At 63.3% G+C, this 22,755-nt stretch carries 11 protein-coding genes and 4 pseudogenes; 6 read left to right on the forward strand and 9 right to left on the reverse strand.

The genetic code is table 11. The features are described from left to right. The first annotated feature begins 2 nt into the window (after positions 1-2). From ACLCGK_RS10750 to ACLCGK_RS10770, 5 genes are all read left to right on the forward strand, one after another. A complete protein-coding gene (locus ACLCGK_RS10750; protein ID WP_341802419.1) occupies positions 3-1,556 on the forward strand; it encodes an LTA synthase family protein in 1,554 nt (517 codons plus the stop codon). Between the two features lie 4 nt (positions 1,557-1,560). Then, positions 1,561-2,139 (forward strand): GNAT family N-acetyltransferase, encoded by a 579-nt coding sequence (locus ACLCGK_RS10755; RefSeq protein ID WP_352230951.1) that lies wholly within the window; start codon positions 1,561-1,563, stop codon positions 2,137-2,139. Beyond that, entirely contained in the window at positions 2,129-4,267 is a 2,139-nt protein-coding gene (locus ACLCGK_RS10760; RefSeq protein WP_410951982.1) for a capsular polysaccharide biosynthesis protein, read from the forward strand. The genes ACLCGK_RS10755 and ACLCGK_RS10760 overlap by 11 nt, the downstream gene beginning before the upstream one ends. Before the next feature lie 3 nt (positions 4,268-4,270). Further along, positions 4,271-5,314 (forward strand): phytanoyl-CoA dioxygenase family protein, encoded by a 1,044-nt coding sequence (locus ACLCGK_RS10765; RefSeq protein WP_410951983.1) that lies wholly within the window; start codon positions 4,271-4,273, stop codon positions 5,312-5,314. A 784-nt stretch (positions 5,315-6,098) separates the two neighbouring features. Next, complete coding sequence (locus tag ACLCGK_RS10770; protein WP_410951984.1) at positions 6,099-6,554, forward strand: REP-associated tyrosine transposase; 456 nt, start codon at positions 6,099-6,101, stop codon at positions 6,552-6,554. Between the two features lie 10 nt (positions 6,555-6,564). Here ACLCGK_RS10770 and ACLCGK_RS10775 read toward each other — a convergent pair whose 3' ends face one another. From ACLCGK_RS10775 to ACLCGK_RS10785, 3 genes and pseudogenes are all read right to left on the reverse strand, one after another. Then, a complete protein-coding gene (locus ACLCGK_RS10775; protein ID WP_410951985.1) occupies positions 6,565-7,917 on the reverse strand; it encodes an aminotransferase class I/II-fold pyridoxal phosphate-dependent enzyme in 1,353 nt (450 codons plus the stop codon). A gap of 9 nt (positions 7,918-7,926) precedes the next feature. Then, positions 7,927-15,426, reverse strand: a complete 7,500-nt coding sequence (locus ACLCGK_RS10780) for an SDR family NAD(P)-dependent oxidoreductase (protein WP_410951986.1) — start codon at positions 15,424-15,426, stop codon at positions 7,927-7,929. A gap of 486 nt (positions 15,427-15,912) precedes the next feature. Then, positions 15,913-17,117, reverse strand: a pseudogene (locus tag ACLCGK_RS10785) (IS256 family transposase). A 54-nt stretch (positions 17,118-17,171) separates the two neighbouring features. Between ACLCGK_RS10785 and ACLCGK_RS10790 the strand changes: the two are divergent. Further along, positions 17,172-17,739, forward strand: a pseudogene (locus ACLCGK_RS10790) (IS110 family transposase); the annotation flags it as partial. 405 nt (positions 17,740-18,144) lie between these two features. On the opposite strand, the pseudogene ACLCGK_RS10795 reads toward ACLCGK_RS10790, so the two are convergent. From ACLCGK_RS10795 to rfbB, 6 genes and pseudogenes are all read right to left on the reverse strand, one after another. Next, positions 18,145-18,480 (reverse strand): annotated as a pseudogene (locus tag ACLCGK_RS10795) (ComEA family DNA-binding protein). Positions 18,481-18,688: 208 nt separating this feature from the next. Continuing rightward, a pseudogene (locus ACLCGK_RS10800) lies at positions 18,689-18,880 on the reverse strand (transposase); the annotation flags it as partial. Positions 18,881-18,913: 33 nt separating this feature from the next. Next, entirely contained in the window at positions 18,914-19,528 is a 615-nt protein-coding gene (gene rfbC / locus ACLCGK_RS10805; RefSeq protein ID WP_103443880.1) for a dTDP-4-dehydrorhamnose 3,5-epimerase, read from the reverse strand. After that, a complete protein-coding gene (rfbA, locus tag ACLCGK_RS10810; protein WP_103443881.1) occupies positions 19,528-20,409 on the reverse strand; it encodes a glucose-1-phosphate thymidylyltransferase RfbA in 882 nt (293 codons plus the stop codon). The genes rfbC and rfbA overlap by 1 nt, the downstream gene beginning before the upstream one ends. Before the next feature lie 8 nt (positions 20,410-20,417). Beyond that, complete coding sequence (rfbD, locus tag ACLCGK_RS10815; protein ID WP_103443882.1) at positions 20,418-21,323, reverse strand: dTDP-4-dehydrorhamnose reductase; 906 nt, start codon at positions 21,321-21,323, stop codon at positions 20,418-20,420. Continuing rightward, the gene (gene rfbB, locus ACLCGK_RS10820) at positions 21,320-22,390 is read right to left on the reverse strand and encodes a dTDP-glucose 4,6-dehydratase (RefSeq protein WP_103443883.1); all 1,071 of its coding nucleotides are present in this window, start codon (positions 22,388-22,390) and stop codon (positions 21,320-21,322) included. Before rfbB ends, rfbD begins: the two co-directional genes overlap by 4 nt. Positions 22,391-22,755: the final 365 nt, after the last annotated feature.

A 22,755-nucleotide genomic window follows, 5' to 3' on the forward strand; every position in this document is an offset into this window, starting at 1 on the left:
CTTTGTTGCCGGTTGCAGTGATCGGCCTTGGCTTGACCGTGGCGGTCGAGCGCCTGCTGCACCCGCGCCCTGCCCTGCGCCGCCCGGCCGATTGCTGGATGCTGCATGCCGGGCTGTGGTGCGTCGGCTTTGGGCTGCTGTATGCGCTGACGGCGCGGCCGTTGTTCAGCGGCGTCAACCTGCTGTTGCTGTGGCTGCTGATCGTGCTGGTAAGCAATGCGAAGTATCACTCGCTGCGCGAGCCGTTTGTGTGTGCAGACTTTGAATATTTCAGCGATGCAGTGAAGTTTCCGCGCTTGTATCTGCCGTTTTTCGGGCTTACCAAGGCGGCAATGCTGGCGGTGGGCTTTCTGGTCTACCTTTGGGCGGGCCTGAGCTTTGAGGTACCGGGCGCGCGGCTTGCGGCGCTGTTGCCGCTGGTGGTCGGGTTGGGCTTGTTGCGTCTGGGCCATCGGCCGGTGCAACCGAGCTTTGATGCCGAACGGGACGTGCGAGGCTGGGGCTTGGCGGCCAGTTTGTGGCGGTACTTCTGGGCAGCGCGGGCGCCGGTGGATCGGGAGGCGCTGGGTTCGCCGTTTGGGGGGCAGCCGGTGGAGGCTGCTTGCCCTGCGAATGCGTCGGCTCAGCACACCCAGCCCCCGGCAAGCTCGTTGCCAGACCTGGTCTCGGTGCAGAGCGAGTCGTTCTTCGATGTGCGTGACCTGTGGCCTGGCGTGCGCCAGCAAGTGCTCGGCCAGTACGATCTGCTGGCCAGCCAGGCGCTAGCCCGGGGCAAGCTGCAGGTCGCAGCCTGGGGCGCCAATACGGTGCGTACCGAGTTCGCCTACCTTACCGGCATCCCCACCGGGCGGCTTGGGGTGCACCGCTTCAACCCCTACCGCGTGCTCGCCCGCCGGGGCCTGCCCAGCATTGCCTCCAGGCTCAAGGCACAGGGTTATCGCACCATCTGCATCCACCCTTACGACGGTGGCTTCTATGGGCGCAACAAGGTGCTGCCGGCGCTGGGCTTCGATGAGTTCATCGATGTAAAGGCGTTCAATGCTTCGCAAAAAGCCGGGCCGTTCATTGGTGATTGCGCCGTGGCAGACAAAATCCGCGAGCTGCTGCAGGCACCTGGCCGTACCCAGCCGCTGTTTATCCATGCGGTAACCATGGAGAACCACGGCCCGCTGCATCTGGAGAGCGTGGCGGCACACGAGCTGCCTGCCTGGTTCGACCGCCCGCTGCAACCGGGCATGCAGGACCTGGCCCCTTACCTGCGCCATATCTGCAACGCCGACCGCATGCTGGGCATGCTGCGTGAAACGCTGCTGGCCCTGCCGAAGCCGGCGCTGCTGTGCTTCTATGGTGACCATGTGCCGATCTTGCCTGAGGTGTACCAGGCAATCGGTGCCCCGGCGGGCGACACCGACTACCTGGTCTGGTCCAACCGCCACCAGCCGGGCTGCCGCGCCAGTGCACTGGCGGTGCAGCAGTTGTCCAGCACCTTGCTGGCCCACGCCCAGGCGACTGTGGCGGGCCGCCAGGCGCCCGTGGCCACCGCCGGGGTAGCCTGACAACGTGGTGCGTATCGTGCTGGGATCGGACCTGGCGCCGGAGCGCGCCGCAGACCCCGCCTTGGCCCGCTTGCTGGCCGAGGGGCGTGGGTCGTTGGCGTTTCTGATCGGCAATACTGCCTGCCGCTATCGCCTGCTGGGGGCGGCTATCCATTGGGACCGTGTGCTGCTGGCCTTCGATGGCGATCAGGCGCTGGGCTTTGCGGCGGTCAAGCATGGCCGGCGCGGGCCGTTTGCCATGCGTTGGCGGCCGTTCATTCGGGAGTTTGGCCTGCTCAGTGGCTGGGTGCGGTTTGTCGGCTTTTGCCTGAGCGAGCTGCGCGAGTGGCGCTACCCATTCCTGCTGTACGGGCTGCGGGTCAGCAAGGCCGCGCGCCAGCAGGGCGTGGGCGCCGCGCTGGTGCAGGCGTGCTGCGCGCATGCCGCTGCGTTGGGCTTTGCCCAGGTCGAGCTGGAAGTACCGCTGAACAACCCGCGCGCGCAACGCCTGTACCTGCACAATGGTTTCGCCCTGCGCCGCAAGCGCTGGGTGCCATTCCCGCCGGTGCGCAACATGTGGCGGGCGGTGTGCCATGAGCGCTGAGTCGCCAGCCAACACCGGCCATTTCACACCGCCACAAGCGCTGGTGGACGGCCCCGGCTGGGTCGGCATCATGTCGCAGTGGGTGGCCTGGAAGGTGCTGCATCTGCCGCAATTCCTCGGCCCGGAAGGCCCGCCCTTCTGGCTGTGGCGCCGTGGCCACAAGGCGCCCAAGGGGCTTAAGGCCATTGCCGGTATCGGCTACAAGCAGTCGTCGGCCCATGCCCGGGTGCTCTGCCAGCGCTGGGGGCTGCCGTACATTGCGCTGGAAGACGGCTTTTTGCGCTCGTCCTCGTTGGGTATCGAGGGTGATACGCCGATGTCCATGGTGGTCGACCCGGTGGGTATCCACTACCTGGCCGACCGGCCTTCGCTGCTGGAAAACATCCTGCAGCAGCCTGAAGCGCTCAGCGCCTACGAGCTGGGCTGTGCCCGCGAGCTGATTGCCTTGATGCGCAGCAGTGGCATCGGCAAGTACAACAATGCCCAGGACCTACCCGCCGATGACCCGTTAGGCCGCGAGCGGCCGCTGGTGCTGGTGGTGGACCAGACGGCCGGGGATTATTCGATCCCGGGTGGTGGGCTGTGCGAAGCCGACTATGTGCGCATGCTGGATGAGGCCCTGGCAGAAAACCCGGGCGCCGACGTACGTGTGCGCATTCACCCTGACTGCCTGGGCGGGCAGAAACCCAGCTGCCTGCTGGATGCGGCGCGGGCCCGTGGGGTAACGCTGGAGGCGCGGCCAGTGGCTTGGGCGTCACTGGCCCGGCGTGCCCGGCGGGTGTACGTGGGCACCAGCCAGGCCGGGTTGGAGGCGTTGATCCAGGGCGTGCCGGTCACCTGCTTCGGGCTGCCGTTCTATGCCGGCTGGGGGCTCACCGATGACCGTATGGCCATCCCTCGCCGGCAGGCCCGGCCAGACCTGGTGCAACTGGTGGCGGCAGCTTATGTGCGTTATTGCCGCTATGTCGACCCGTTGACCGGCCAGCTGACCGATGCCCTGACCGTGGCCCGCCAGTTGGCCAGCAAGAAAGCCCGCGACGCGGCGTTTGCCGGGCCGACGACGGTACTGGGCGTGAAGCGGCACAAACAGCACAACATCCGGCGCTTTTTTGCCAGCCGCTGGGGGCAGTTGCGCTTCAGCGTCGACGACCCGCAGTTGGTCAGCAAGGTAGCCGCCGAGCAGGGCCGCTTGCTGGTATGGGCGGCGCGCGAGCCGGCCGGCCTGGCGGAACGTGCGCGCCAGGCGGGTGTGCCACTGTGGCGGGTCGAGGACGGTTTCTTGCGTTCAACAGGGCTGGGCGCCACCAACAGCCCGGCGCTGTCGCTGGTGCTGGACCGTGGGGGTATTCATTACGACGCTCAGTCGCCCAGTGACCTGGAGCAGTTGCTGCAACACGGTGTTTTCGATGCCGGCACCCTCACCGAAGCCGCACGGCTGCGGCAGCAGATCGTGGCCAGCGGCGCCAGCAAGTTCAACTTGCGCAGCGGTGCAAGGCCAACCCTGCTAGGCCGCCCGGGCCAGCCGCGCGTGCTGGTGGTGGGGCAGGTCGAGGACGACGCCTCGGCGCTGTGCAGCGGTGGCGGTGCGGGGTGCAACCTGCGCCTGTTGCAGCAGGTACGGGCGCAGCTGCCGGATGCCTGGGTGTTGTACAAACCACACCCGGATGTAGAAGCCGGCAAACGGCGCGGCGCCATTGCCCCTGCGCAGCTGGCCGGGCTGGCCGACCAAGTGTTGGCGGGGGTGGATATTGCCGGGCTGTATGGCCAGATCGACGCCCTGCACACGCTCAGTTCCACTGCCGGTTTCGAGGCGTTGCTGCGCGGTGTGCCAGTGGTCACCTACGGCACGCCGTTCTATGCCGGTTGGGGCCTGACCCAGGACCATCAGCCATTACCGCGCCGTACCCGGCGCCTGACTCTGGACCAGTTGGTAGCCGGCGCCTTGCTGCGCTATGCGAGCTATGCCGACGCCCAGCACGACTTGCCCTGCGATGCCTGGCACGCCCTCGCCTGCCTCAGTGCGCCCCGTCCGGTGCACTGGCTGGCGCACCGGCGGGTGGCGCCGTTGCTCAACTACACCCGGACCATGCTCGGCTGCGGCCGGCCACTGGCCCCATCAAAGGACTAGAACATGCCTGTTTCGATCAAGGACATCCGCCGTTACGCGGCACTTCCCTGGCATTGCTTGCAGCTGGCCACCCATGCGAAGTCGTTCGAGAACAACCCGGTGCTTGGCAGCGCCCGGCTCAACGCCCTGGGTCTGCATGTACAGCGCCGCCAGTTGGCCATGGCCATGGCCGGTTACCGTCGCCAGGCGCTGGCGTCGCGGCTGGATGCCGCTGAGCGTGAGCATTTTGAGCAGAATGGGTTTTTCATCCGTGAAAACGCCCTGCCTGCCGAGCAGTTCGCGGCTTTGCGCGCCGAGTTGGGTGGGTTGCGTAGTACCGGTTGGGAAATGCGCCAGGGGCGCGCGGTCACCCGCCGGGTCAGCCTTGACCGGGATGTGCTGGCGCGCAACCCGGCCAGTGCGGCGTTCGTGGCGGACCGGGGGGTGCGCGACCTGATTGCGTACGCGTCGTCCAATACCGGTGGCATTACCTACCAGTTGCAGTCGATCGTGATCGATGCGGCCAATGCCGACCAGGACCCGCAAACGCGTTTGCATGCCGACACCTTCCACCCCACGGCCAAGGCGTGGTTGTTCCTGGATGATGTGGAGGATGACCAAGGGCCATTCAGTTACGTGCCGGGTTCGCATCGCCTGACCCCGGAACGGCTGGCGTGGGAGTATCGCCAAAGCCTGGGGGCGTCGCGTTCTGGCGAGCAGATGCACCGTGAGGGTTCGTTCCGCATCGACGAGCCCGAGTTGGCCGCCCTCGGCCTGCCGCCGCCCCGCCGCTTTGCGGTACCGGCCAACACCTTGGTGGTGGCAGACACTTCGGGTTTCCATGCACGGTGCGCCAGCCACCAGGCCAGCCACCGCGTGGAAATTTACGCCAGCCTGCGGCGTAACCCGTTCATTCCGTGGCGCGGGGCGCACCTGTTTGCGCTGCCGTGGATCGCCAATCATCACATGCGCTGGGATATACGGCTGAAGCGGTTGATGGGGTTTGGGAAGAAGAGCCATTGGAAGTTTGTCGAGCAGTTGAATGCGTATGAGGCGCCGCATATCTGAACAGCCGGCGCAAACCGTTATTGTAGGAGCGGGTTTACCCGCGAATAGGCCGGGCCTGTTGGCCAATATCGCCTGGACGTTCACCGTTGCAGGCACCACCGCATTCGCGGGCAAGCCCGCTCCTACAACGGGCGTGGTGGCAACACACCCGCGCACCCGCGAACAGGCCGGGCCTGCCGGCCAATATCGCACGGGCGTTCACCGTTGCAGGCACCAACGCATTCGCGGGGCGGCACACACCGTCGGTGTAGGAGCGGGTTTACCCGCGAATAGGCCGGGCCTGTTGGCCAATATCGCCTGGACGTTCACCGTTGCAGGCACCACCGCATTCGCGGGCAAGCCCGCTCCTACAACTGGCGTGGTGGCAACACACCCGCGCACCCGCGAACAGGCCGGGCCTGCCGGCCAATATCGCACGGGCGTTCACCGTTGCAGACACCAACGCATTCGCGGGGCGGCACACACCGTCGGTGTAGGAGCGGGTTTACCCGCGAATAGGCCGGGCCTGTTGGCCAATATCGCCTGGGCGTTCACCGTTGCAGGCACCAACGCATTCGCGGGGCGGCACACACCCTCGGTGTAGGAGCGGGTTTACCCGCGAATAGGCCGGGCCTGTTGGCCAATATCGCCTGGACGTTCACCGTTGCAGGCACCACCGCATTCGCGGGCAAGCCCGCTCCTACAAGGGGCGGTGGGGGGGCCACAATTTGCAATGGTTGAATCATGGTCGGCGCGGTAGTGGCGGCTACGCTGCTTCGGTAAACGTGCACTCAAGGAAAACCACATGCACTACGCCCATGCCCACCACCTGCGCCGCCATCGGGCTTCGCACCCCGGCAGGCTCTATATGCTGACACCAGTCACGCAACAGCGTCGTCCTCTGTTCCACAACTTCAACTTTGCCAGGCTGGTGGTCACACACCTGCGCCAAGCCGACAGGGAAAACAGCTGCCTGACACTGGCATGGGTCGTCATGCCTGATCATGTCCATTGGTTGATAGAACTGAGGGAAGTCACCTTGGCCACCTTGATGCGCCGCTTCAAATCAAGGTCTAGCCATGCGTTGCGCAAGGCAGGGGTAACGCCTGCCCCCATCTGGCAAGCAGGCTATTGTGATCGCGCCCTGCGCAAGGACGATGATCTGCTCGCCGTGGCGCGGTACATCATCGCCAACCCGGTCAGGGCTGGCCTGGCACCCAATGTGGGCGACTACCCGCATTGGGATGCAATCTGGCTGTAGCAGCGCCGGCTCACCCCAACCGCGCCATCTCCTCCGCCACCACCGCCACGGTATGCCGAATCTGCTCTTCCGTATGCTCGCAAGACACAAAGAACCGCACCCGCGCCGAATGCTCCGGCACCGCCGGGTAAAGGATCGGCTGGGCATTGATGCCGCGCTCGAACAGGGCGCTGGACAAGCGCCCGGCCTTGAACGAGCTGCCAGTAATCACCGGGATCACCGCCAAACCGGTACTGGTCGCGGTGTCCAGCCCCGCTTCCCGCGCCAGGCGCAGGAACAGCTCACCACGCGCCTGCACCTGCGCTACACGCTCGCAGTCATCGGCCAGCAATTTCAACGCCGCCAACGCAGCAGCGGTAACCGCCGGTGGCATGCCCACGCTGTACAGAAAACCCGGCGCCAGGAACTTCAGGTGCTCGATCAAGGCGATACTGCCCGCAATGTAACCGCCGCAACTGGCCAGGGTCTTGCTCAACGTCCCCATCCAGATATCAACGTCATTACCCGCCAGGCCAAAATGCTCGCGAATGCCCTTGCCGGTCGCCCCCATCACCCCCAGCGAATGCGCTTCATCCACCATCAGGAAGACTTTGTGCTTGTGCTTGAGCTCAACGAACCGGGGCAGTTCGGGATAGTCGCCATCCATGCTGTAGATGCCTTCCACCACCACCAGCACGCGCTCGAAATGTTGGCGCTGCTCGCCCAGCAAACGGTCCAGCGCCTGCCAGTCGTTGTGGGCAAAACTCAGGCGGCGCGCGCCCGACAGCTGAATGCCCTGCAGCACGCTGTTGTGAATCAGCTCGTCATGCACCACCAGGTCGCGCGGGCCGAACAGGTAGCCGATGGTGGTGACGTTGGTGGCGTGGCCGCTGACCATCACCACCGCGTCGTCCACGTCGTATAACCTGGCCAGCTCACGCTCGAGCTCGCGGTGCAGCGGGCGGTCACCGGAAACCGGGCGGCTGGCCGATACCGAGGTGCCGTAGCGGTCGATCGCAGCCTTGGCCGCGTCGGCAACGCTCGGGTGGCCGGAGTAGCCCAGGTAGTTGTAACTGGAAAAATTGAGGTACTGCTGCTCGCCAATCTGCGTCTGTGCGCCAGCCGTGCCCTGGTGCAGGCGGAAAAACGGATTGCTCAACCCCAGGCGCATGCCGCTCTGCTGGATCACCCGCAGTTGCTGATACCCCGGGTGCAGGTCAAAACGATAGTGCGCCTCGGGCACTTTCAGGGCAGCCTGCTGCACCTGCTCCAGAGTAGCGCCCTGCTCGCCTTCGGCAGCCACATTGCGGCGCCGGGCGAGGGCTTGCTGGATCAGGCGTTGCTTGGCATCGCCACCAAGGCCGGTCGGGGTTCTAGCTGTCATCTGGCGCTCTTAATCAATCAATCGGTTAGGTGCCGCGCTGCTGTCGGCCAAGGCCGCGGCCATCTGCGCCAACTCTTCGGCGCTGTGCTCGCTGCCATGGCGGGCAAGCACATTCTGCGCCAGCTGCTCTTCGCTGCTGCCTGCCTCACCACGCAACGACTCCAGCAGGCGCACGGCAAGCTTGTCGATGCTGGAGCTATCGCTCAGTTCCATCACCGGCAGGCGAATACCAAAACGCTCCTCCAGCGCCACCACCAGCTCAACGCTCATCAACGAGTCGAGCCCCAGCTCCTGCAGCGGCCGCTGGGCATCCAGGCGGGCCGGCGGCAGGCGCAGAATCTCGCACACCTCATGCTTGAGCATTTCGGCGAAGCGCTCGAGCAACTCGGCATCGTCAAGCTCTGCCAGCATGCGCTGGATGTCGTCGCTGCTGCCTTCGTCTTCCTGGTCACCGCCATAGGCGCGGGCCAGTTCCATAAAGCGTGGCGTGCCGGCACTCGGCAGGAAGCGCGCCAGCGCCTTGAAGTCCAGTTCCAGCACGCCATGGCCGTTGTCATCGTCCAGCAGCATGGCCTCGAGCTGGGCCAGGGCGACGTCGGCGCGCAATGCGGCGCCGCCCATTCGGCTTTGCAGGGCATCCTTGATCTGGCTATTACGTGCCAGGAAGCCGACATCGTCGATGGCGCCCCACAGCACGGCCGTGGCCGCCTGGCCCTGGGCACGACGGTGCCGCGCAAGGGCTTCGAGCCAGTGGTTGGCGGCCACATAGTTGGCCTGGCCAGGGTTGCCGAAGAGGGTGGTGGCCGAGGAGAACATCACGAAGAAGTCCAGCGCCAGGCCGTGAGACAGTTCATGCAGGTATTGCGCCCCCTTGGCCTTGGGCTCCAGCACGCGGCGCAGCTGGTCCGCCTCAAGGTTGCGGATCAGGCTGTCGTCGATCACCGTCGCCGCATGCACCAGGCCACGCAGTGGCCATGGGCTGGCGGCGATGCGCTCGAACACGCCCTGCAGTTGTTCGCGGTCGGTGATGTCGCAGGCCACTGCCTCCACGTCGATGCCCTGGGCCTGCCACAGCGCCAACTGTGGCTGGGCTTCGGCACTGGCCGGGCCACGACGGCCCAGCAGCACCAGGTGACGGGCACCTTTGTCGACCAGCCATTGCGCCGTACGCAGGCCAAAACCGCCCAGGCCACCAGTGACCAGGTAGCTGGCATCGGCGGCCAGTTTCAAGGCCCGCGCCGGCTGCGCACGGGTGTCGGTGGTCCGGTGGATGGGGTTGGCGTAGGTCACCACTACTTTCCCGATCTGGCGCGCCTGCTGCATGTAGCGGTAGGCCTCGACCACCTGGTTGGCGTCGAATTCACGGAACGGCAGCGGGTGCAGGATGCCTTTGGCGAACAGCTCCATCATTTCTGCGAACAGCCGGCGGGTAAGCGTTGGGCGTTCGCTCATCAGCTGGTCGGCATCGATACCGAAATAGCTGATGTTGTTGCGGAACGGGCGCAGGCCGATGCGCGTGTTCTGGTAGAAGTCGCGCTTGCCCAACTCGAGGAAGCGGCCAAACGGCTTGAGCACCTGGAAGTTGCGATTGATGGCCTCACCGGCCAGCGAGTTGAGCACCACGTCCACGCCACGCCCGCCGGTAGCCGCCAGCACCTGGTCGGCATAGGCCAGCGACCGCGAGTCGTAGATGTTGTTTACACCCAGCAGGCGCAGGAAGTCGCGCTTCTCGTCGCTGCCAGCGGTGGCATGGATTTCCGCACCCAGCCACTTGGCAATCTGGATGGCGGCAATGCCCACGCCACCGGCAGCGCCGTGGATCAGCACCTTCTCGCCCGGCTCCAGGCGCGCCAGGTGATGCAGCGCGTAGTACACGGTAAAGAAGGTACTTGGAATGGTCGCCGCGGCCTCGAACGACATGCCTTCAGGAATACGCGCCACGGCGTTGGCGTTGGTTACCAGGCGGTTGGCGAAGCTGCATGGGCCAAAGCCCACCACCCGGTCACCCGGGGCAAAGTCGCCGACCACGTCGGCCCCCTTGCCTTCCACCACACCGGCAAATTCGAAGCCCAGGGTGGGGCCGGAGAATCCGTTCTCGATGGCTTCGTCCGACAGCAGGCCAAGGGCGAACATCACGTCGCGGAAATTGAGGCCGGTGGCGCGCACGGCGATATCCAGCTCGTCTGCCGCTGGCTGGCGCGGCTCGCGCACTTCCCAGCGCAGATTGCGCAGCTGGCCAGGCAGGTCGAAGCCCAGGCATACCCACTGCGCTTCGCTGCCGCTGGGGCGCGGCTGGTCGGCCAGTACCCGCAGGCGTGGCACATAGCGACGGCCTTCGGAGTCCAGGGCCAGCTCGGTTTCGTGGTCGGCCTGCAGCAGCGCTGGCAACGCCAGTTCGATCGGCGCTACCTGCGCCAGGTCGAGCAGGCGAATGCGGCAGTTCGGTGATTCGTTGGCCAGGGTACGGCCGAAGCCCCAGAACGCGGCATCGGCAATGCCCGCCACGTCTGCAGCGCTGTTGCCGCTGTACAGGTGCGCGGCAGCACCGCGGCTGAACAACCAGCACTGCGGGGCGATGGCCAGCGACTCACAGGCCTGTACCAACGCGGCCGCCAGCATGCAGCGCTCGGCCTGGCCATCCAGGCCGGTGCCGCTGTCGAAACCGGCCAGGTGCAGCACATGCTCCGGGGCCTGGGCCAAGGCGCCCAACTGGGCAGCCAGCGCCTGGGCGTCACCCGGCAGCAGCAGGTCGACATGCTGGCCGTGGGCGCGCAGTTGCTCGGCCAGGCCCAGGGCCGCGCCCTGCCCGGCTTCGCTCAGCACTGCCCAGCGCTGCACGGCCACGCTTGGCGCGGCCGCGGCCACATCCGGCTTGTCGGCCAGCAACAGGTAGCTGCCGCAGGCGCTGCCCGGCAACGCCTCCAGCGTGGGCAGCGCCGTCAGGCCGTGGCGCTGCAATTCATGTTTCCAGAACGCCGGGGCCTGCTGGCGCGACAACGCCTGCTGCGGGCCGGCCAGCCACCACTCGGGCTGGGCACCGAAGACGAAGTCGACCCAGCGGGCCGGGTACTGGCCCAGCAGTGCCAGTTGGCCATGCGGGTTGAGTTGGGCACAGGCCAGGCGCAGGGCATCGCCCACCGCTCCCAGTGCGCCCAGGTCGGTAGGCACCAGCACCCAATCGAAACTGCCGGCTTCGGCCAGTTGCTCAAGGCCAAGCACCTCCAGCGCCGGGCAATCGTCCCGCAGGCGCTGCTCAAGCTCAGGCTCGGCAACGCAATAGGTGTAGTCGAGGCGGTCGAAATCCAGGCCTGCGTACAGCAGTTCGGCAAACGAGGCACCGCCAAAGCCGATTTCCAGCACCCGCAGGCGCTGGCCAGCCGGCAGTTGCGCCATGCGCTCGGCCAAGGTCTGGCCGATGCCGCTCAGCACCTGCTGCTGCCCCACCGCGCCCAGCACCAGGCGCGCCAGGTTGGCGGCGCTGGTTTCCCGTGGTTGCAGGCTGTCGAACAGCACGCTGCCATCGAGCAAGGCCGGCAGGTGGCGGCCGATACGGCCCACCGTATGGATGATCTGGAAGTATTCGGGGTAACTCTGGAAAAGCTCTTGCCAGATGGCTTCCGACGTTGGGCGCTCGCTCAGGTCGGCCAGTTGCCAGCCACCGTCGGCACTGCGCAGCAGGCTACCGTCCTGCTCGGCATGGCGCAGCAAGGCTGCCAGGAAGTCGCCCTGGGCCTGCGACCACAGCGCCACCTGCTCGGCGCTCAGGCGGCCGCCGGCCTGCTCCACAGCGTCCAGCACAAAGCTGCTGCACAGCACGTCCAGCAGCGGTTCCACTTCATTCAGGTAACGCAGCTGCGCCGGCTCACCGGCCAGGCGCTGCAGGGCTTCGGCCAGCGGCGTGCGCGCCACCGCCTGGCGCTGTAGCGGCACCACCTTGCCCGGCGCCGCCAGGCCCACATGGCCCATGCGCTTGATATCGCCGCTGCGGTCGTACTGCAGGCGTACGGCACGCATGCGCGCGTCCTTGATTGCCAGCACGGCAGCGCCGCTGGCGTCGAACAGGGTGAAGTCGACCAGCAGCGAATGCGCGGTGCGCTTGCGCTGGCGCACCTCGGCCAGCACCGGCACGCCACCGGCGTTGGTGAAGGCTATGCGGCCCAGCTTGACCGGGATGAAGGCCAGGCCGTCGTTGCGGCCAGGGCGGCTGGCCAGCAATTCGGTAATCAGCTGGAAGGCACCGTCCAGCAGGGCCGGGTGCAGGTGCAGGCCGGCCAGCTCATGTTCGATGACAGCCGGCACGGCCAGCTGGGCCAGCACCTGCCCTTGCGCTACCCAGGCGGCGGCTACTGTCTGGTAGGCCGGGCCGTAGTTCAGGCCCACCGCGCGGGTCATCGCCAGGTGCTGCTCGCCGGTAAAGTCTGCCGGGCGCGCCGGCAGTGCCGGGGCCCGGGCATCCAGCAGCACACCGCGGGCTTCGCCCGGCAGGCGGGCGACCACGTGCTGCACCCAGTCTTCGCGGTGCATCAGCGTGCGCGAGCTGATGCGCAAGGTACCGTCAGCCTCTTCCACCTGTACACGCACTTTCTTGCTGTTGTCGGCGCTCAACAGCAGCGGGTTGTGGATCTCCAGCTCTTCGATATCAACAAATTCGCCCGGCTGGTGAAGTTGCGCCACGGCCAGGGCCAATTCGGTAAAGCCTGCCCCCGGGAACAATACCGACTCGCCGACCTTGTGGTCGGCCAGGGTCGGGTACTGCTGGGTATCCAGGCGGTTTTCCCAGGTCAGTGCGCGGTCCGGTAACGGGTAGCCAAGCAGCGGGTGCACACGCTCATGGCTAAGCGCGCCATTGGCCTCGGCACTCACCGGCAAGCTGAAGTGGTCATGCTGCCAGGCATAGTTGGGCAGGCGCAGCGGGCGCCCTGCCACGGGGAAGCGTGCCTGCCACTGTGGCTCGACAGCGGCAATCTGCAGGCGGGCGACGGTACGCTCCAACAGCAGCGGGCTGTGGTCGTTGCGCTGGAGGGTGGCAATCACCCGCCCCGGCTGCTCGCACTCGGCCAGCACGTCGGTGACGTAGCTGCGCAGGATCGCATGCGGGCCGACTTCGACGAACAGGTTCAGGCCGGTGCGCATCAGCGCTGCCAAGGCGCCCTGGAACAGCACCGGGAAGCGGATGTTCTGCCACCAGTACTGGCTGTCCAGGCGCTCTCCGTCCAGTTGGCCACCGACCACAGTGGAGTAGAACGGGATGTGCGTGGCTCGCGGGCGAATGTGCGCGAGGTCGGCGATGACCGCCTGCTCGATGGGGTTCATGGCCGGCGAGTGGAAGGCGTAGTCCAGGTCCAGGCGGCGGGCGAACATCTGGCGCTCGCCCAAGGCCTCTTCCAGCAACGCCAGGGCATCGACCTCACCGGCCACGGTAGCGCCGCGGGCGCTGTTTTCCCCGGCCACTACCAGGCGGCCTTCCAGTTTCAGTTCGCCAATCAGTTGCGCCGTAGCCTCACCCGAAAGGCCGACCGCCGTCATCTGCCCGATACCACGGGTCAGGCCTTGCAGGCGGCTGCGGTGGTAAATGACCTGGGTAGCGTCTTCCAGGCTCAGCGCACCGCTGGCCCAGGCGGCGGCCACTTCGCCCACACTGTGGCCGATCACCGCCACCGGCTGAATGCCTTCGGCAGCCAGGACCTTGGTCACGGCCACTTGTAGGGCAAACAGCGCTGGCTGGGCAATTTCGGTACGGGCATAGCGGCCTTCACCGTTGTCACCCAGCAGTTCGGCGCGCAGCGAGTAGCCGGCCAGCGGCTGGAACAGGGCGTCCACTTCATCTACTGCGGCGGCGAACAGCGGCTGGTCGAGCATTGCCCGGCCCATGCCCTGCCACTGCGAACCGTTTCCGGAATAGACAAACACCGGTGCCGAGGCGACATCCAGCGCCTGGCCGGCCTCCAGCACCGCGCTCAGCTCACTGAGGGTTGGGTCCTGGGCATAGTCGTCCAGCGCTTGGGCGGCTTCGGCGGCATTGTCACTGATCAGCAGCAGGCGGTGGCTGTGCGCATCGCGGCGGTACATGGCCTGGTAGGCGACATCGTAATAGTCAGCCTGCGGGTTCGCGGCCAGGTAGGCAGCAAAGCGTTCGGCAGTTGCGCGCAGGCCTTCTTCGCTCTTGGCGCTGAGCAGCAACGGCACGCGCCGGGCATTGGCCACTGGCGCAACAGGCGCCTGCGGCTCGGTGCTTTGCAGGATGACGTGGGCGTTGGCCCCGCCAAAGCCGAACGAGTTCACGCCTACGGTCAGCTGCCCCTCAGCCTTCAGCGGCAACGGCTCGGTGACCACCTGCAGGTTGAGGTCGGCAAAGGCGATGTTCGGGTTCAGTGCCTGCACGCCGATAGTGGCGGGCACGGTGCGCTCGCTCAGGCAATTCAGCGCCTTCACCAGGCCTGCCACGCCGGAGGCTGCCTCCAGGTGGCCAAGGTTGCTCTTCACCGAACCGATCGGCAGCGGGTTGCCGGCGCCCCGCGCCTGGCCCAGTGCCTCGCCGATGGCGCGGGTTTCGATCGGGTCACCCACGGCAGTACCGGTGCCGTGCGCTTCCAGGTAGTCCAGCTGCTCAGGGGCGATGCCGGCCAGGGCGTAGGCGCGCTTTAGCAAGGCAGCCTGGGCCTCGGCATTGGGCAGGGTCAGGCTGGACTTGCGCCCGTCGGTGTTCACCGCACTGGCCGCCACCACTGCAAGGATGGTGTTGCCGTCGGCCACGGCCTGGTCGTAGTCCTTGAGCAGGAATAGCCCGCCGCCTTCCGACCGGGCATAACCGTCGCCGTTTTCGTCGAAAGACTGGCAGCGACCGGTGCGTGACAGCATGGTCGCCTTGGCGAAAATCATGAAACCGAACGGGTGCATGTGCAGGCTTATGCCGCCGGTCACCGCCTGGTCTACGTCCCCGCTGAGGATGGCCTGGCAGGCCTGGTGGAACGCTACCAGCGACGATGAACAGGCCGTGTCGATGGCCATGCTTGGCCCGCGCAGGTCGAAGAAAAACGACAGGCGGTTGGCCGCAATGCTCATGGTGTTACCGGTGGCCGTGGCACCGTCGATGGACGGCAGGTCTTCGAGCAACCGGTAGGACTGCTCGACACTGGCAATGCCCAGATACACGCCACAGTTGCTGCCACGCACGCTGGACGGCTTGATGCCGGCGTTTTCGAAGGTTTCCCAGCACATTTCCAGCAGTATGCGCTGCTGCGGGTCCATCATTGCCGCTTCGCGCGGCGAGATGCTGAAGAAGCCGGCGTCGAACGCGCTGATATCGCCCAGTGTGCCGGAGGCGAAGGTATAGCTGGTTGCAGGGCTGGCCTTGTCCGGATGCTGGAACTGGCGTTTGTCCCAACGCGACGGGTCGACCTGGGTCACCAAGTCGCGGCCTTCCATCAGGTTTTGCCAGAAGCCGGCATTGGAAGAGCCGGGGAAGCGGTACGCACTGCCAACGATTGCAACCTTTCTACGCTTGATCAAAACCTATTCCTTCAAATCTCATCGGGCACCGTCCCATCCGTCGGACAGCCGGCATGCCTGGCCTGGCCATGAAGCTGGCCGGTCGTTGTACGTCACTGATGATTGTCTGGGTATCTGAAGCAACTGTGCACGCAGGGGGCGCAAGACTTTTGGTCCGGGGCCGGCGTGGGATTTTTCAGATTTGTATGAGCGGATGATACGCGGGTTGGGGGGGGAGGGAAAACCCTGGGGGGTTGGGTGGGTCACATTGCAATTGAGTGGCCCGTTGGGTTCGCGGGCAAGCGCGCTCTTACATCGAGGAGCGTCGATCGCATGATTCTGTAATTAAATAGACTCGCCCCCGCCGAGACATCACAGTGCCACGGTGGAGTTCAAGAAGCCAACGGCAGCAAGGGCGAGACTATGAAAAGCATACGTCGAAACAGGGAGTGTCAGATATTTTGTGTGCGGGCCGGTAACGGCCTGCCGTCAGGCAGGCCCTGATTTTCACCAGGTCGGCCTGATGAACCGGTCTCCGTACAAAATCGCGAATTGATTCATGGCACTTTTCTAATCATGCGCCGCCGAGCCCCAGTTTGCTGTGATGTTTCGCAGCCCCAGCCAGATCAGCTTGGTGGCCGCGTCGTCGGTCGGGAAGTGATCACGAGTCTTGATGATCTTGCGTAACTGAGCATTGATGTTCTCGATGGCGTTGGTGGTGTAGATCACTTTCCGTATGGCGGGCGGGAAGACAAAGAATGGAATCACTCGATCCCAGGCGCGTCTCCAAGCAGCTACCACCGTTGGATATTTCTCGCCCCACGGCCCGTTTTCGAACTCATCGAGTGCCTGCTCAGCCGCTTCGGCGTTGATGGCCTGGTAGATCGGCTTGAGGGCCTTGGCCAGTTCCCGACGCTTATCCCAGGACGCGTAATCCAGGCTGTTGCGGATCAGGTGTACGATGCACGTCTGCAATGTTGTTTCTGGAAACACTGCGCTGAGGGCCTCTGGCATGCCTTTGAGGCCGTCAGTCACGGCAATCAACACATCTTCGACACCACGCTTTTTGAGGTCGTTGAACACCTTCATCCAGAACTTCGCACCTTCGGTGTTCTCGATCCATATGCCTAAGATATCGCGTGTCCCGTCGGGTAGAACGCCTAGCGCCAGGTAAATGGCCTTGTTGCGCACCAAACCTTCTTCGCGGATTTTCACTCGCAGCGCATCAAAGAAAATGACCGGGTACATAGGTTCCAGCGGCTGCTGTTGCCACGCGCCAATTTCTTCCATGACCTCGTCTGTCACAGAGCTGATGACGTCAGGTGAAACATCTGTGCCGTACTGCTCGGACAAAAATGCCCGGATCTCTCTAACCGTCATTCCACGGGCATAGGCTTGGGGATCAGAATGGGCGAAAAACTGCCGTCTCGATCGCGAGGGATTTCCAGCCGCAGCGGGCCATCGCCGGTCAAAACCGTCTTGCCACTCTTGCCGTTACGCTGATTGGTTTCATCCTCCGGGCGCTGCGCGCCCGGAGGATAGCCCAGGTGGTGGCCGAGTTCGGCACTCAAGGCGCGCTCGATCAAGGCCTTCTTGAACGCCGCAGAGGCATCCTCGATAGCTTCTGCGGACATCAGGCCCTCACCGAACTGCTCCAGCAGCTCTTTGGGGATTTTGGGCAGGTCACGCAGGGGTTTCTTTTTGGTTGGCATACATGCACCTCTTACTCATGTTATGCCCGAACACAAAATTTCTGACACCCTCCGCTCCTGCAGGCCCAGGGTAATGCGGTAATAATTCTGCCACCGCAGCGAGTGGCCGTGCATCGCAGCGAGGCCAAGAACGATCGAAACGACGCCCATGCCACTCTTCGCGCAAGCCGTGATATCAGCATCGCTTCGGTGCCGATCCAAAGCACTTTGTCGCTGGCAATCCAGGCCCTTCATCGTGTGCGGTGAGGCAACATCAAGCGGCATACTGCCCTAGGCAACCAGATACGCGGCCTGCTGCTTGAGCACGGTATAACCTTGGCCCAAAAGGTGATGCAGCAATCAGCCAACGTGTGCCGAGAGTGCTTGAAAATGCTTCACTGCCATTGCCAGATATGCTCCGTGAGCTGCTAGTGGCGCTATCTAGGCGAACGCATTGCTGTGCTAAGCGGACGGCTCGAAGCCGCTGCCCGGGACGATGCAGTCGCGCAGCGACTGACCACGATCGTAACGTCGGTCCTATCATCGCCACAGCCATAGTGGCGAAACAGACAGAGCCCAGCCGCTTCGCCAGCGGTCGCATATACTCCCCGCTTACTTCATCATCATGCCCAACCAACACAGCTACGCCACCGGGGCGCTTAGCGCTCCAACCCCTGCTCGCGAACATCGACCCTTGGTAAAAACCGTCGCAGCACGATGCCTACGCTCCTACAGGGCCTTATGGCCTAAATATAATCGGCACACTGCGAGCTCACCACGATGTTGGCCAGAAGCGAACAGCTTCCTCGAACAGGCCTGATACATAGATGCAACTGGGTAATCATGTTCAAAAGCAGCTAGACAATGTAGGCGAGTCCATACATTGGAGCGGGCTTGCCCACGAATCAGGGAACATGGTGGAGGTACCGGCCCCGCCGGTGTTCGATTAAATTGCACGGTCGTTGAGCGGCCTTGTGTCGCGATGGCTGCAAAGTAGCCCCAGATTCCAGAAGGCAACCCCAAACCACAGCTCACCCTCCTCCCTCACTTACTCCACCATCACCTTGTCCCGGTTACGCTCCAGCAACGCATTACCAATGCCCTTAATCTCCAACAACTCATCCACCTAAGCAAACGGCCCATTGACCTCCCGGTAGGCCACGATGGCCTCGGCCTTGGCCTTCCCTAGGCCGTTCAGCTCCTTCTACAAGATCAGAGCGTCAGCCGTGTTCAGTCCCAGCCGCTGCGGCTGCTGGGACTGCTGTTGGCTTGCCACCGGCACCGGCTCGGGCACTGCCATCGCGCTGGCCGCGGCGGCGCTAAGGGAAAAGGACAGGCTGGCGAACAGTGGCAGCAGCAGGTACGACAGAACGTTGTAACGCATGGTGAGCACTCCTTGAGTTGTTCATTTTCCAGCAGCCGTTTTCCTTCGGCTGTGCAATCAACCCTAGTGGTAAACCCACTATCGAAACAGCCACCATCAGCGGCGAATGGTGGCCAAATCAGTCAACCATCTGACTCAACTTCGCCAACCCAAAAACAATGGCCACTCCCCCAGCCAAACAACCCCTAGGCTCTGTACGAAAAGAGATTTGATACACCGTTGACCATGGGCCGAAGCGCTCCGGCATATCTCGCCACGCTGCACCCGAGCAGAGTACCCAAAGCACGCCGTCGAGCATCAGGCGGTCGCTCAGTCGCGGCCGCCCTCGGCCATGGGTTTCGATGAAGAGATCGGAGACCACAACACAGGCCTCGTCCGAGAGTTCGTAACGCTTTGCCATCACAGAATTCCTTTCCGTTGATGGTGGGTGACTCTACAAAATCTCAGCGCTGGAAGCGCGACGATTGGGTTTCTCGGGATTTCGTACAGAGCCTCGGGTCAATTCAAACAGCTCGGCCTGACCCAGCGCCTTGCCAATCTTGTCCTTGGCGGACAGCGTAGGCTCGAAGTCTATCGGCCACTCGATGGCAATCTGCGGGTCATCCCAGGCAATGCAACGCTCGCTCTGGGCCGCGTAGAAGTCGGTAGTCTTGTAGACAAATTCCGCAGTCGCACTCAGCGTCACGAAACCGTGGGCGAAGCCCGGTGGAATCCACAGTTGGTTATGGTTTTCCGATGACAACACCACGCCCACCCATCGACCGAAGGTGGGCGAACTGCGGCGGATATCCACGGCCACATCAAACACTTCACCCTGCACCACGCGTACCAACTTGCCTTGGGCATGGGGCGGCAGCTGGTAGTGTAGGCCACGCAATACGCCCTTCACCGAACGGGAATGGTTGTCTTGAACGAAGTCTGGCCGCAGGCCAGTCGCGTCGCTGAAAACACGCTGATTGAAGCTCTCATAGAAAAAGCCTCGCTCATCACCGAAAACCTTTGGGCTGAACAGGAAAACTTCAGGGATCGCCAATGAAACAGCTTGCATCAAAATACCTTCACTTCAAGCAGGTTCTTCAAATATTGCCCGTAACCATTCTTGAGTAACGGCTGGGCAAGGCGTTCAAGCTGTTCAGCGCTGATCCAGCCCGCGCGATAGCAAATCTCTTCAGGGCAGGCGACCTTGAGGCCCTGGCGTCGCTCCAAGGTGGCGATGTACTGGCTGGCATCCAACAGACTGTCGTGGGTACCAGTATCCAGCCAAGCATAACCACGCCCCATGATTTCCACCTGGAGTTGCTGCTGTTGCAGGTACAGGTTGTTGAGGTCGGTAATCTCCAGCTCGCCGCGTGCCGACGGCTTCAAATGCTTGGCCAAGTCCACGACTTGGTTGTCGTAGAAATAAAGCCCCGTGACTGCATAGTTGGACTTGGGCGCTTTCGGCTTTTCTTCAATCGACAATACCCGACCCTTGCCATCGAACTCTGCGACACCGTAGCGCTCAGGGTCCTGGACGTGGTAAGCGAAAACAGAGGCCCCGCTCTGCTGCTGGTCCGCATTAAAGAGCAGCGACTGGAAGTCATGGCCATAGAATATATTGTCGCCCAGTACCAAGGCAGACGCGGCGCTGCCGATAAAATTCGCCCCGATCATGAACGCCTGGGCCAACCCGTCCGGGCTCGCCTGCACAGCATACGAGAGGTTGATGCCCCAACGGCTACCATCCCCCAACAATTGCTCGAAGCGCGGTGTGTCCTGCGGTGTCGAGATGATCAGGATGTCACGAATGCCAGCCAGTAGCAGCGTACTGAGCGGGTAGTAGATCATCGGCTTGTCGTATACCGGCAACAACTGCTTGGACACGGACAGCGTGGCGGGGTGCAGACGGGTGCCAGAGCCGCCCGCCAGAATGAGTCCTTTACGTGCCATAACAATTCCTAGTGCTGGATTTCGTCCAGCATGCGTTGCACACCCTGTTGCCAAGGCGGCATCTTGAGGTTGAAGTTCTCTTCGAGTTTAGCCAATGCCAGCCGAGAATTGCGCGGGCGCAGCGCGGGCAGCGGGTGGTCCTCGGTACTGATAGCGACCAGCTGCTCGGCTGACACCTTCAAGGCAAGCCCACTACTGCGGGCATGCGCCAATACGAACTGGGCATAGCCGTGCCAGCTAGTTTCACCGGCTGCTGCGAGATGGTAGGTGCCTGCCAGGCGACTTGCATCGTGAGCACTGAAGAGACGATGCAAAATATGGGCGGTGACATCGGCGATCAGATCTGCACCGGTAGGGGCGCCAAACTGGTCCGCCACAACCCTGAGTACATCGCGCTCGGCTGCCAGGCGCAGCATGGTCTTGGCAAAGTTCTGCCCGCGCGCAGCATATACCCAGCTGGTACGCAGCACCACGGCAGCGGCACCGCTGCTTAGAATGGCCAGTTCGCCCGCGCGCTTGGTACGGCCATAGACAGACAACGGAGCGCTGGGGGCATCCTCTTGCCACTGCGCCTGGCCACTGCCATCGAACACATAGTCTGTAGAGTAGTGAATCAGCCAGGCGCCCAACTTCGCAGCCTCACGCGCCAGAACGCCTGGCGCTTCGGCATTTATTCGGGCAGCCAGAGCAGGCTCGCTCTCGGCTTTGTCCACTGCCGTGTAGGCCGCCGCGTTGACGATTACATCTGGAGCCAGCGAGCGTACTGTAGCGCCCAGGTCTTCGAGATTGGTCAGATCGCCACACAGGCCGCTTTCGCCCTGGCGATCGAGAGCGATCAGTTCGCCCAATGGCGCGAGGGCGCGCTGCAACTCCCAACCGACTTGACCATTTTTCCCCAACAGCAAGATCTTCAAACTTTATTAGCCCCATATTGCTGCGCGATCCAGTCACGATAGCTGCCGTCCATGACGCCTTTGACCCATTCCTGGTTAGCCAGATACCAAGTAACGGTCTTGCGAATACCAGTTTCGAACGTTTCGGCAGGCTTCCAACCAAGCTCGCGCTCAATCTTGTGGGCATCAATGGCATAACGGCGGTCGTGGCCCGGGCGGTCGGTGACGAGGCTGATCTGGCTGGCATAAGACTGCCCGTCAGCACGAGGACGAAGTTCATCGAGCAGCTCGCAAATGCGATGGACAATGCCTAGGTTAGGCATCTCGTTCCTGCCGCCAACATTGTACACTTCACCCACGTGCCCTGCTTCCAGCACACGGCGGATGGCGCTGCAGTGGTCCTTGACGTACAACCAGTCGCGAATCTGCTGGCCATCGCCATACACCGGTAGTGCCTTGCCAGCCAAGGCATTGACGATCATCAGCGGGATCAGTTTCTCGGGGAAATGCAGCGGCCCGTAGTTGTTCGAGCAATTAGTGGTCAGGACCGGCACGCCATAGGTGTGGTGATAGGAACGTACCAGGTGGTCGCTGGCGGCCTTGCTCGCCGAGTACGGGCTGTTTGGCTGGTATTGATGGTCCTCGGTAAACGCAGGCTCATCGGCTTTCAACGAGCCATAAACCTCGTCGGTCGAAACATGCAGGAAACGGAACGCCTCCCGCTCCGCTGTATCCAGGCCATGCCAATAGCTGCGCACGGCTTCCAGCAACTGAAAGGTACCCACCACATTGGTTTCAACGAAGGCCTGGGGTCCATGAATTGAGCGGTCGACGTGCGACTCGGCGGCGAAATTGAGCACAGCGCGTGGGCGATGCTCTGCCAATAGCCTTTGCACCAACGGGCCATCGCCGATATCTCCATGCACGAAGACATGCTGCGGATTCCCCTCAAGGCTAGCCAAGCTCCGCAAGTTGCCGGCGTAGGTCAGTTTGTCTAGGTTGACGATGGTTTCGCCTGACTGGCTTACCCAATCCAGCACGAAATTCGCACCGATGAAGCCGGCGCCGCCAGTTATCAGGATTGTCATAGGGTTGAACGCTTCTCGAATGAGTGTCAGTTAGAAAATAGCTGGCGCAATTCTAGACGGGAATGTTGCAGGAGTGTTGTGGTAAGACGGCGCTCACGCTTTGAGAGTGGTACCTTCATTAGCGGCAAGGAACCCCATTCCTACAAAAGCGTGTATAGGCGCGCAGGCACGGTCTACACGCCTACTCCTCCGGTCGCTCTGCGGCCTTGTTTGCATCCACGCCTGCCTGACAGGTAGTCCTGCAGCTTGGTGACTGGATGCGCCCTCCCTATACATGGCCCATCCCCGGAATCACCGGGTAGCCATGACGAGCCGACGGAAACCACAGCCACATTTAAAAACGATTTAATTGATCGATAACGCAC

The organism is Pseudomonas sp. S1(2024) (assembly GCF_046557535.1).